This window comes from Actinomycetes bacterium (assembly GCA_036510875.1).
Taxonomy (GTDB): Bacteria; Actinomycetota; Actinomycetes; order Prado026; family Prado026; genus DATCDE01.
This window is the reverse complement of the sequence record DATCDE010000285.1, coordinates 1-10,125: the sequence shown is the minus strand read 5'-3', so window position 1 is coordinate 10,125 and position 10,125 is coordinate 1. Positions and strand designations below refer to the sequence as shown.

At 72.2% G+C, this 10,125-nt stretch carries 11 protein-coding genes; 5 read left to right on the top strand and 6 right to left on the bottom strand.

All coding sequences use genetic code 11. From position 1 onward, the window contains the following. The 3 genes from VIM19_16690 to VIM19_16680 all read left to right on the top strand — a co-directional run. On the top strand, positions 1-1,030 hold a 1,030-nt coding region (locus VIM19_16690; GenBank protein ID HEY5186493.1), incomplete at its 5' end, for a TIGR03767 family metallophosphoesterase. Positions 1,031-1,156: 126 nt separating this feature from the next. After that, positions 1,157-1,957: an LPXTG cell wall anchor domain-containing protein gene (locus VIM19_16685; GenBank protein ID HEY5186492.1), complete on the top strand. Its 801-nt coding sequence runs from the start codon at positions 1,157-1,159 to the stop codon at positions 1,955-1,957. 178 nt (positions 1,958-2,135) lie between these two features. Then, positions 2,136-2,930: a hypothetical protein gene (locus VIM19_16680; protein HEY5186491.1), complete on the top strand. Its 795-nt coding sequence runs from the start codon at positions 2,136-2,138 to the stop codon at positions 2,928-2,930. Between the two features lie 113 nt (positions 2,931-3,043). On the opposite strand, the gene VIM19_16675 is transcribed toward VIM19_16680, so the two are convergent. The 4 genes from VIM19_16675 to VIM19_16660 form a co-directional block, all read right to left on the bottom strand. Continuing rightward, positions 3,044-3,472 (bottom strand): HIT family protein, encoded by a 429-nt coding sequence (locus tag VIM19_16675; protein ID HEY5186490.1) that lies wholly within the window; start codon positions 3,470-3,472, stop codon positions 3,044-3,046. Positions 3,473-3,513: 41 nt separating this feature from the next. Continuing rightward, positions 3,514-4,185 carry a hypothetical protein gene (locus VIM19_16670; GenBank protein ID HEY5186489.1) on the bottom strand — a complete coding sequence of 224 codons (672 nt, stop codon included), beginning with the start codon at positions 4,183-4,185 and terminating at the stop codon, positions 3,514-3,516. Between the two features lie 115 nt (positions 4,186-4,300). Continuing rightward, on the bottom strand, positions 4,301-5,584 hold the full coding sequence (locus VIM19_16665) for a divalent metal cation transporter (protein ID HEY5186488.1): 1,284 nt from the start codon (positions 5,582-5,584) through the stop codon (positions 4,301-4,303). Further along, on the bottom strand, positions 5,581-6,903 hold the full coding sequence (locus VIM19_16660) for a CBS domain-containing protein (GenBank protein ID HEY5186487.1): 1,323 nt from the start codon (positions 6,901-6,903) through the stop codon (positions 5,581-5,583). The genes VIM19_16665 and VIM19_16660 overlap by 4 nt, the downstream gene beginning before the upstream one ends. A gap of 404 nt (positions 6,904-7,307) precedes the next feature. Here VIM19_16660 and VIM19_16655 point away from each other — a divergent pair, with 404 nt between their 5' ends. Beyond that, positions 7,308-7,640, top strand: coding sequence for a GYD domain-containing protein (locus tag VIM19_16655; GenBank protein ID HEY5186486.1), 333 nt, complete (start codon positions 7,308-7,310; stop codon positions 7,638-7,640). A gap of 20 nt (positions 7,641-7,660) precedes the next feature. Here the strand turns inward: VIM19_16655 and VIM19_16650 are convergent, their stop codons facing one another. Beyond that, positions 7,661-7,954, bottom strand: a complete 294-nt coding sequence (locus tag VIM19_16650; GenBank protein HEY5186485.1) for a DUF4193 family protein — start codon at positions 7,952-7,954, stop codon at positions 7,661-7,663. 102 nt (positions 7,955-8,056) lie between these two features. Here VIM19_16650 and VIM19_16645 point away from each other — a divergent pair, with 102 nt between their 5' ends. Continuing rightward, positions 8,057-9,040 (top strand): cytochrome c oxidase assembly protein, encoded by a 984-nt coding sequence (locus tag VIM19_16645; protein HEY5186484.1) that lies wholly within the window; start codon positions 8,057-8,059, stop codon positions 9,038-9,040. 247 nt (positions 9,041-9,287) lie between these two features. Here VIM19_16645 and VIM19_16640 read toward each other — a convergent pair. Continuing rightward, on the bottom strand, positions 9,288-10,125 hold an 838-nt coding region (locus tag VIM19_16640), incomplete at its 5' end, for an endonuclease/exonuclease/phosphatase family protein (GenBank protein ID HEY5186483.1).

Genomic DNA, 10,125 nt, shown 5'->3' with positions numbered 1-10,125 from the left:
CTACGGCAACCACGACGGCCTGATCCAGGGCAACGTGCCGAGCTCGCCGCTGCTGGCCGGGATGGCGGTCGGCAACGTCAAGCTCACCAGCCTGCCGCAGACCGTCCTCGACGCTGGCTTGCTCGCGCAGCTGACCTTCGTGCAGCAGCTGCTTGCCCTGGACCCCGCGACCGTCGGGCAGATGCTCACCGAGGGTGGCAAGCGGCTGGTCACGCCGGACCTCGGCCGCCGGATCGTCGACCGCGCAACGACGGTGCAGGAGCACTTCAACACCCTCGGGACGCCGCACGGCCACGGTTTCACGTCGCAGAACGTGGCCTCCGGGACGGCGTACTACACGTTTGACGTGGGCCAGATGCGCGGCATCGTGCTGGACACCGTGGTCAGTGCGGGTGGTCCCGACGGGTCGCTCGACCCGGCCCAGCTCGCCTGGCTGGAGAACCAGCTGCAGGCGGCGAGCAGCCAGTGGATCACGCCGTCCGGCTCGGTCGAGACGAGGCACGGCCGTCGTGACAAGTACCTCGTGCTGTTCAGCCACCACACGATCGGCACCATGACGAACACCCCAACGGGCAGCGGGCGCGTCGGCGGTGCCGAGGTGCGGGACCTGCTGCTGCGCTATCCGAACGTCATCTTGTGGGTGAACGGGCACACGCACCGCAACGAGGTGATCCCGCACGCCCGCGTCGCCGGCGCACCGGTCGGAGGCGGGTTCTGGGAGCTCAACACCGCGGCGCACATCGACTGGCCCGAGCAGTCCCGGATCGTCGAGCTGGTCGACAACCGCGACGGCACGCTGTCGGTGTTCGGCACCATCGTCGACCACGCCGGGCCGGTGTCGGTGCCGCGTCGGCGGCTGGACGGGCTCGGCATGGCCTCGCTGTCGCGCGAGCTGTCCGCCAACGACTGGCAGGACCGCACGGACGACCGGCGTGGCGGGATCGAGGACCGCAACGTCGAGCTCGTGGTGCCGGCCCCGTTCCGCCGTGCTGCCGGCCAGGACGACCGGAAGGTAGCGCTGGTCGGCTGAGCGCCGTCCCCACATTGTGGGACACGGGTCCGCTACCCGCTGGGCCAGCCGGGTCAACCGGGTCGGCCGCGGTCACGAGCGCGGTTAGCCGGTCGATGCTTCACGAAGATCACTACGAGGGTAGCCATGTCCTTGCGCCGCCTGCTGGGTGTCGTCGCCACAGCGACCGTCGCCCTGCTCGTCGGCGCGCTGCCGGCCCAGGCCGCGACCAGCTACCCCCCGAAGCCGGCGACCATCACGATCGACAAGACCCGGGTCGAGATCGGCGGGACCGCCCAGGTCACCGCGACCGGCTGCCGGCCGAGCACCAGCACCGTCACCCGCACCGCCACCGTGACGGTCACCGCTCCCGGGCACAAGGTCACCCAGGTCCAGCAGCTGCCGGTCGGGATGGACCAGGACGGCACGGTCACGGCCACCGTCAGGTTCACCGTGCTCGGCGCGAACGTCGTCTCGGTGACCTGCGTGGTGGACCCCAGCGGCCGGACTCTCACCCAGTCGGTCAAGGTCACCGTCGTGCCGGCGCACGCCATCCGGGCCAACCACGACGTCCTCCACGCCGGCGAGAAGGTCACGGTGACGGCCACCGGCTACGGGCCCGGCTCGCCCGCCACGGTCACCGTGCGCGACCACACCGGCGTGACCGTCCTGAGCTCCACCGTCACCGCCGACGCCAACGCCGACGCCAACGGCGCGGTCACCGTCACCGTGCCGTTCGCCAAGGCCGGCACCTACCCGGTGCAGGTGCTGGGCGTCACCGCCACCGGGGCGTCGCTGAGCCAGTCGATCACCATCACCGTGCTGGGCGCGGTCATGCCGCACACCGGCGCGGACCTCGTGCCGTTCTCGCTGGGCGGGGTGGGGCTGCTGATCGCCGGCGTGGGCCTGGTGCTCGCCAGCCGGCGTCGCCGCTGCGCCCAGGTCTGACGGCGTCCCCTCCCGAGCTCCGGGAGTGCAGCGCGGCAGAACGCTGTGCGGTGGGTTGGCCGTCATGACGTTCTCTGCGGCTCCCCTCGCGAAGTCAGGACGGCGATGCTGGGGGCTGGGCAGACCCCCGGTATCTGGCTAGGCTGTTGCGATCGGGGGAACGAGCTCAGGGGAAGCCATGGTTGTCCGTCGCCTGCTCAGCATCCTGGCCACGCTCAGTGTCGTGCTGCTCTTCGGCGCGCTGCCCGCGCAGGCCGGTGAGAACGGCTCGCACCACGGGGACGGCCACCCCAACTACCCGCCGAAGCCGCATTCCATCTCGATCAGCAAGACACGGGTGGTCATCGGCGGCACGGCGGTGGTCACTGCCACCGGCTGCCAGCCCGGGACGACGGCGACGGTCACGGTCAGCGCTCCCGGCGGCGACATCACCCAGACCCTGCCGGCCGTTCAGGTCGACGGCAGCGGCGAGGTCAACGCCACGGTCACCTTCACTCGTCTCGGCGCGAACCGGGTCACGGTCAGCTGCACCGACCCGTTCGGCAAGCCGCTCGTCCAGTCGGTGAAGGTCACCGTGGTGCCCAAGTGCGCCATCTGGGCGGGCCATGACGTCGTCCGCGAGCACGGGCACGTCGACGTCACCGTGACCGGCCATCAGCATGACTCCCGGACGACGTTCTCCGTGATGTCCGGCGATCGCGTCGTGTACCAGACCACGGCGCTGGCGAACTCCAGCGGCGTGGCCACCGTGGCCCTGCCGCTGGCCACCGCGGGGAGCTACACCGTGCGGGTGGTGGGGCTGTCCACCGACGGCCCGGTCACGCAGACCCTGCCGGTGACGGTCCTCGGCGGCCACAGCGAAGCGGCCCTGCTGCCGATCTCGCTGGGCGGGCTGGGGCTGCTCATCCTTCTGGGGACAGCGATCGCGCTGGCCGCGCACCGCCGGCGTCCCGGAGCCCACACCCGCCCCTGACCCCCGCACCGGTGCCGTCCGGGCGTACGAGGCCGCCGGGATGCCTCCGAACGTCAGCCCGGGATGCCTCCGAACGTCAGCACTGACCAGGTGAGCGCTGGGGCAGCGGCGGCTCAGCGGTCCGGGATCGGCTCGTGGTGGCCCAGGTGCCGCAAGGCCGCGCGTAGCTTCTCCGCGTGCGCGTCCAGGTCGTCCGGGTCTGGGTGGGGGTCCACCGCCCGGAAGTCGAAGTCGGCCAGGCTCCAGGCGGGGAACACGTGCAGGTGCAGGTGCGGCACCTCGAAGCCGGCGATGACCAGCCCGGCCCGCGGCGCCCCCCACGCCTGCTGAACCGCTCGGCCGATCTCCTGGGCGACGTCGACGCAGGCGGCGAGCAGGTCGCTCTCGGCGACGGTCCAATGGTCCACCTCCGCGCGCGGCACCACCAGGGTGTGGCCGGGGGTCAGCGGCGCGATGGTGAGGAAGGCCACCACCTGCGGGTCGGACCAGACGAAGCGGGCCGGCAGCTCGCCGTTGATCAGGCGGGTGAAGAGGGTCGTCATACCGACAGTCTGCTGCCCCACTCGGGCGAAAGGGGACGGGCTCAGGCGCTGGTCGGACCGGCGCCCGTCATGCCGGACGTCGTCCCGGACGGCGTGCCGTTCGTCGAGCCGGGGGCCTGCGGCGCCGTGCCGGGGCCGCCCCAGTGGCCGGGACCGCCGAAGCCCATTCCGCGCCCGGGGAGGTTCCCGTTCACCAGGTCGGTCATCCGCTGGGTGAGCGTGGACTTGATCGCGTCCGCCTGCGCCTGGGTGATCCGCTTGTTCTGCACCGCGGTGGCCAGCTGCTTCTCCGCCGCGGTGACCATGCTCGCCACCAGCTTGCTCACGTCCACCTTGTGGGCCGTGGCGATCTGCGCGAGGGTCTGTCCGCTGCGCAGCTGCGTCATCAGCTCAGCGGGCGTCATGTTGAGCGCCTTGGCTACGGCGGCCACCGAGTCCCGCAGGCCGATCATCCCACCGAAGCGGTGCCCCGGCCCGCCGCCGAACCCACCCTGCGGCAGCTTGTTGTTCAGCGTGCTGGCGACCTTGTCGGCCTGCGCCTGGGTGAGGGTGTGGTCGCTGACCAGGCCGCTCAGCGCGTCCTTGATCATGGCGAGCCGGCTGCTGACCGGGTTGCTCGACGTGGCGGCCGACGCCGGAGTGATGGCCACGGCGCCCGCCGCGCCGAGGATCAACGTGCCGCTGAGGATCGCGGCCGCGGTGCGCTTGTGCATGACACTCCCTGCGCTGACGAGGTACGAGGTTCGCACCCATTGTGTGGGCAGTGTCGGCCGCGCTCCTGAGATTTGGCTGTGAGTTACGCCAGTCGAAGGACGCGGGCGGCCGGGGTCAGGGCTTCAGCGACAGCACGCCGAGGGCCACGATGCACACGCTGATCCCGGCGATGGCCACCTGGTAGCCCACCGCGGCACCCCAGCTGGCCCGGTACTGGCCCATCAGGTCGCGGTCACGGGCGATCCCGTGCATGAAAGCCAGCAGCGGCAGCAGCAGGACGGCGTTGAGCACCTGGGTGCCGACCAGGATGGTGACCAGCGGTGCTCCGGGGATCAGCACCAGGGCGCCCCCCACGACGGTGACCACGGCGATCGTCGCGTAGAACAGCGGCGCCTCCTTGATCTTGTCGTCCAGCGCGGCGGGACTGCCGGTCATGTCGCTGACGGCGTACGCGGTGGACAGCGGCAGGATCGAGGCGGCCAGCAGCGCCGCCCCGATCAGCCCGACGGCGAACAGCCCCTTGGCCAGCGTCCCGGCTAGCGGTTCCAGGGCGGCGGCGGCGTCCGCGGCGTTGTTGATGCTCACCCCGTGCACGTGCAGCGTTGCGGCGCAGGACACCACGACGAAGAAGCCGATGACCCCGGTGAGCAGCGCGCCGGTGACGACGTCGATGCGCAGCAGCGACAGGTCGTTGGTGGTCAGCCGCTTGTCCACCGCGTAGGACTGGATGAAGGCCAGCCCCCACGGGGCCAGGGTGGTGCCCAGCGTGGCGGTGGAGATGATCAAGGCCTCGCGGGTCAGCGGCATGGTGGGCACGACCAGGCCACGCGCGGCGGCGGCCCAGTCGGGGTTGGCCAGGATCCCGGCACCGACGTAGCAGATGAACACCGCGGACAGCACGAGCAGCACGCGCTCCACGCCGCGGAACCCGCCGCGCAGCACCAGCGTGGTCACCAGCAGGGCGGACAGCGGCACGGACAGGGTCTTCGGGACGCCGAACAGCTGGAAGCCGGCGGCGATTCCGGCGAACTCCGCGGCGGTGGTCCCGATGTTCGCGGCCAGCAGCGCGAGCATCGCGCCGGTGGCCGCGGGTGCGCCGTACTTCTGCCGGATCAGCCCGGTCAGCCCCTGCCCGGTGACGACGCCGATCCGCGCGCCGAGCGCCTGGAACAGGATCAGCGCGACGGTGGAGACCAGCAGCACCCACAGCAGCTGGTAGCCGAACTGGGCGCCCAGCACCGAGTAGGTGGTGATGCCGGCCGGGTCGTCGTCCGACAGCCCGGCGATCAGGCCGGGGCCGACGACGGCGAACAGCGCGAGCAGGCGCATCCGCCGGACCGAGCGGACCGCCTCGCCACCCGCAGTGGCGGACGTCGATGCGGACGGCGACGTGTTCACGGGCCGACCTGCCACGGCCAGTGCCGCCCGCTGCGGGTCGCCATCAGAGCGTCGACGACGTCGTCGGCGAGGATCCGCCCGAGCGGCCGGCCCTCCGCGTCCACCACGACCAGGGAGGCGCCGCGGTTGGCGGTCAGCTGCTCGACGACCTCGGCCAGGTCGGCCTCCGGGGTGACGGTGCCGGGGTAGGGCGGGGCGACCAGCGCGCTGGCCGGCTCCGAGGGGTCGCCGGCGAGCAGGTCGAGCAGGGACAGGTCGTCGACTAGCCGGCCGTCGTCGTCGACGACGACCAGGCCGACGAGATCCTGGTCGCCGCGGTGCTCGAGCACCCGCTCGCGTACCGAGGCCACCGTCTCGTCGAGGCCGAGGACCATGAGAGAGGTGGTCATGATCCCGCCCGCGACCTCGTCGTCGTAGGCGAGCAGGCGGCTCAGCTCCTCGGCCCGCTGGGCCGGCATGGCGGCCAGCAGCGTCTCGCGCTCCTCCTCGGGCAGGTCGCGCAGCGCCTCGACGGCCTCGTCCGGCTCCATCCGGGCCAGCAGCTCGGCGGCCTGCTCGTCGGGCACCTCGCGCAGCAGCAGCTCGAGCTCCTCCGCGGTCATCTCCTCGAGCGCGTCGGCGGCGGTGTCCGGGTGCAGCATGGACAGCAGGGCCTGCCGCTGCGGTCGGCCGAGGTCCTCGAGCAGGTCGGCCAGCTCGGCCGGGCGCAGCCGCTCCAGGGTCCGGTGCGCCCGGCGCAGCCGCAGCGGGTCCCCGGGCAGGCCGAACTGCTGGATGGCCGCGAAGTCCAGCACCCGCTCGGGGGTCGCCCGGCTGCGCGCCCGTCCCGGCAGCACCCGCCGCAGGAACGACCGGAACGACACGTCGACGCCGACCACCCAGTACCGCTGGCCGAGCAGAGCCAGGTAGAGGTCGGCGGCGCGGACCACCCGGGCGCCGTCCACGTCGACCAGCTGGTGGTCGAGCAGGTCCTTGACCAGCAGCGACTCGCCCTCGCGGCGCTCGTAGTCGCGCAGGTCCACCCGCGTGGAGGACACCTGCACCTCGCGGCGGGCCACCTGCGCGAGGTCGGCCGCGTGCACGAACGTGCGGCGGAACCCGACCTTCACCACGATGCCGGACACCTGCGGGTAGGCGCTGCGGTCCCAGCGCACCACGACGTCGACCAGCCGGCCGACGTCGCGGCCGTCGCTGTCGCGCACAGGCGCGCCCACCAGCCCGGCGACGGACACCAGCGACGCGGCCACCTCGCGGCGCAGCAGCAGCCCGCGACGACGGGGCAGGCCGGGACGGCGACGACGCACGGTCGGCTCGGACATGCGCTGCCTCCCTCGGGCGCGGCGGAGTGCGGACGGCGGGGGACATCCTTCCGCCCATGAGCGCCGTGGGTCGGTCCGCCTCCCCATGATTACCGTCATCGGTCAGAATCGGCCGCTGGACGGCGCTATCGGGCCGCAGACAGCGATCATGGACGGCGGAACCTCACGCACCCCTGTGCTCGGTGGCTACTCGCTGAGGTTGGCTGACTACGAACAGTGACGTAGTCTCTGGGGTAGCCGCAGCCGCTCAGCCGCACCCCCCCGTGGTTTGGGCGGCTGCGGTTCCCGCCGTGGCGACCGCGGCGAGGGCTCGGTGGGCCCTGACGGCCCCTTGGCCAGCCCCTTGGCCAGCCCCTTGGCCAGCCCCTTGGCCAGCCCCTTGGCTGAGGATTCCCTACCGAGATGTGGCCGACCTGGCCAAGTACCTCGTCCAAGCGTCCTACCGCGCCGACGGCAGCAAAGCAGTGCTCAAGGAGGGCGCGAGCAAGCGGGTCGGCGTCGTCAAGGCGATGACGGAAGGCCTCGGCGGCAGCATGGAGGCGTTCTACTTCGGCTTCGGCGACAGCGACCTGTACGTGCTCGCCGACCTCCCGGACAACACCGCTGCAGCCGCCGTGGCGGCAGCGGTCTGGTCGTCGGGTGCGCTCAGCAGCTACCAGACCACGGTGCTGCTGACCGCCGAGGAGATCGACGCGGCGGCGAAGATGGCCCTCTCCTACCGGCCGCCGGGCAGCTAGGGCAGGCTCCGACCGTCGGGCTACGCGCAGTCGCGGCAGACGTCGACGCCGGGGGTGGCCCGCTGCGACTTGTGCACGACCAGGAAGCACCGCTCGCAGCGGAACTCGTCCTTCTGGGCCGGCACGACGGCCACGACCAATGACTCCCCGGACAGGTCGGCGCCGGGCAGCTCGAGGTCCTCGAGCTGGTTGGAGTCGTCGACGTCCAGCACGATGGTCTTGCTGGCGGCCTGGCTGCGCAGCGCCTCGAGCGACTCGGCCTCCTCGGCCTCGGTCGCCTCCTTGTCGCGCGGCTGGTCGTAGTCGGTCGCCACTGGGTGCCCCCGGAAGGTCTTGATCAAGCGCGATCTGCGCGGAGGCGCAACGATAGCCGCCCTGCCGACATTCCCGTCACCCGTTCGGGTGATGATGCCCCCATGAGTGTGCCGCCCCTGACCGCCAGCCACGCCCTGACTCAATGGCAGTTCACCCCTGCCCTGGACCTCGCGCTGGTGGCCACCTTCGCCGTCTACGCCTGGGGCATGGTCCGGGTCGCCCGGCGGCACCCCACAAACCGCTGGCCGTGGGTGCGGGCGCTCGCCTTCACCGCGGGGCTGGCCGTGGTCGCGGTGTCGGTGGACTCCGCGATCGGCGTCTACGACGACACGCTGTTCTCCGACCACATGGTCCAGCACCTGCTGCTCATCTCGGTCGCGCCGCCGCTGCTGGTCGCGGGCCGGCCGGTGCTGCTGCTCCTGCACGCCTCGCGCAACCCGCTGCACACCTGGACCAAGCGGGTGCTGCGGCACCCGGCGACGACCGCGCTGACGTTCCCGCTGGTGGGCGCGGGCCTGTACACGGCGGTGGTGGTGGGTACCCACCTCAGCTCGTTCATGAGCCTGACCCTGACCCACCCGCTGGTGCACCAGGGCGAGCACCTGCTCTACCTGGTGGCCGGCTACTTGTTCTTCCTGCCCGTCATCGGCGGGGAGCCGATCCGCTGGCGGCTGACCTTCCCCGCCCAGTTCGCCCTGCTCGGCTACGCCATGGCGGTCGACGCGTTCACCGGCGTCGTCCTCATGGAGACGAACTACGTGATGTTCCCCGAGTACGCCGCGGAGCCGCGGACCTGGGGGCCGAGTCTGATCGACGACCTGCACCTGGGCGGCGCGACCATGTGGGTGGGCGGCGACGCCCTCATGGCCGTCGTCCTGCTCGTGCTGGTCGCGCAGGTCATGCGCGGACGGCGGACCATGGACAACCCGCGCTGGCTGGAGCAGGCCCGGGTCGGCGCGCTGCTGGGCGAGCAGGCTGGCGGCGGCCCCCATGCCCCCGACGTCGACGAGGACGACGCCGCGCTCGAGGCCTACAACCGGCACCTTGCTGCCTTGGAGGCGCGGGAGCATCGTGATCACCGTTAGCGGTCAGGAACCGCCGCTGGACGGCGTGTTGTGACCGCAGACGGCGACCTGGGCGCGTGTTCGTGCCGGACTTCGAGTACCAGTGCAGGTACGGGCTCGGGGCGATGCTGGTGCCGTTCGAAGCGGTGACCAGGGAGCTCCAGCTCGTCTGACCGCGAGGCGGCAGAGGAGCCTGCGCGAGTGGGCGCCGGAAGAACGTGACGAAGCCCTGGTGGGTCGAGAGCGTTCGCTGAGGGTCCACTCGGTGTTAGGTGGGGAGCAACCGGGCCAGCACGGCGCGATGGTCGGAGTGCGGGCCGCCCGGCGCATCGACGTGGCCGGCCCCGAGCACCCGCCAGTGCAGCGTCGGGGGCTGCTGCACGAAGACGTAGTCCAGCCGGCGCGGGCTCGACCAGCGCCGCCACGGCGCGGCGCTGGCATAGGTGCTCGCGTCGGCGTGCGGATGGGCATGGCGGAAGGTGTCCGTCCACGTCCGGCGGGTGAGCTCGATCTCGGCCCGGCCCTCGGTCGCGTTGAAGTCGCCGCCCACGACGGCCACCGCGCCGGCGCTCAGCTGCGCCACCCAGGCGCGCAGGGCACGCAGCTGCTGGGCGTTGCGGTGCCGCAGCAGGCCGAGGTGCACCGTGACGGCGAGCAGCCGGCCGAGCGGGGTCGCCAGCTCCGCCGCGAGCGCCACCCGACGGGTCAGCGGGTTGCGGGTGCGACCGAGCTGGCGCAGGTGGATCTCGGCGATCGGGAAGCGGCTGAGGACGGCCACCCCCTCCTCGAAGCCGATCGCGTCGGTCGCCCCGTTGGCGCGCGCGTAGGCCAGCGACAGGCCCAGCCGGTCCGCCAGCCACAGGTCGGCCTTCAGCTCGGGTGTGCGCGCCACCTCCTGCAGCAGCAGGAGGTCGACCCCCTCCGCCTCGACCAGCTGGGCCACCGCCTCCAGCCGCTCCGTCCACCGGTGCTGGCGCGGCCAGTCGTGCCACAGGTTCGCGCTGAGCACGGTGAGCTGCTCGACGGCGGTCGGCGGGCTGCGGCGAGGCTCGTCGACCACCGTCGTCCAGCCGGCTGGCTGCGCCACCGCGTGGACCCGGCGGGCG

Bases quoted from the DNA above. Each gene is read 5' to 3' on its own strand.
- VIM19_16685 (HEY5186492.1), top strand. From the start codon at position 1,157: ATGTCCTTGCGCCGCCTGCTGGGTGTCGTCGCCACAGCGACCGTCGCC.
- VIM19_16680 (HEY5186491.1), top strand. From the start codon at position 2,136: ATGGTTGTCCGTCGCCTGCTCAGCATCCTGGCCACGCTCAGTGTCGTG.
- VIM19_16675 (HEY5186490.1), bottom strand. From the start codon at position 3,472: ATGACGACCCTCTTCACCCGCCTGATCAACGGCGAGCTGCCGGCCCGC.
- VIM19_16670 (HEY5186489.1), bottom strand. From the start codon at position 4,185: ATGCACAAGCGCACCGCGGCCGCGATCCTCAGCGGCACGTTGATCCTC.
- VIM19_16660 (HEY5186487.1), bottom strand. From the start codon at position 6,903: ATGTCCGAGCCGACCGTGCGTCGTCGCCGTCCCGGCCTGCCCCGTCGT.
- VIM19_16645 (HEY5186484.1), top strand. From the start codon at position 8,057: ATGAGTGTGCCGCCCCTGACCGCCAGCCACGCCCTGACTCAATGGCAG.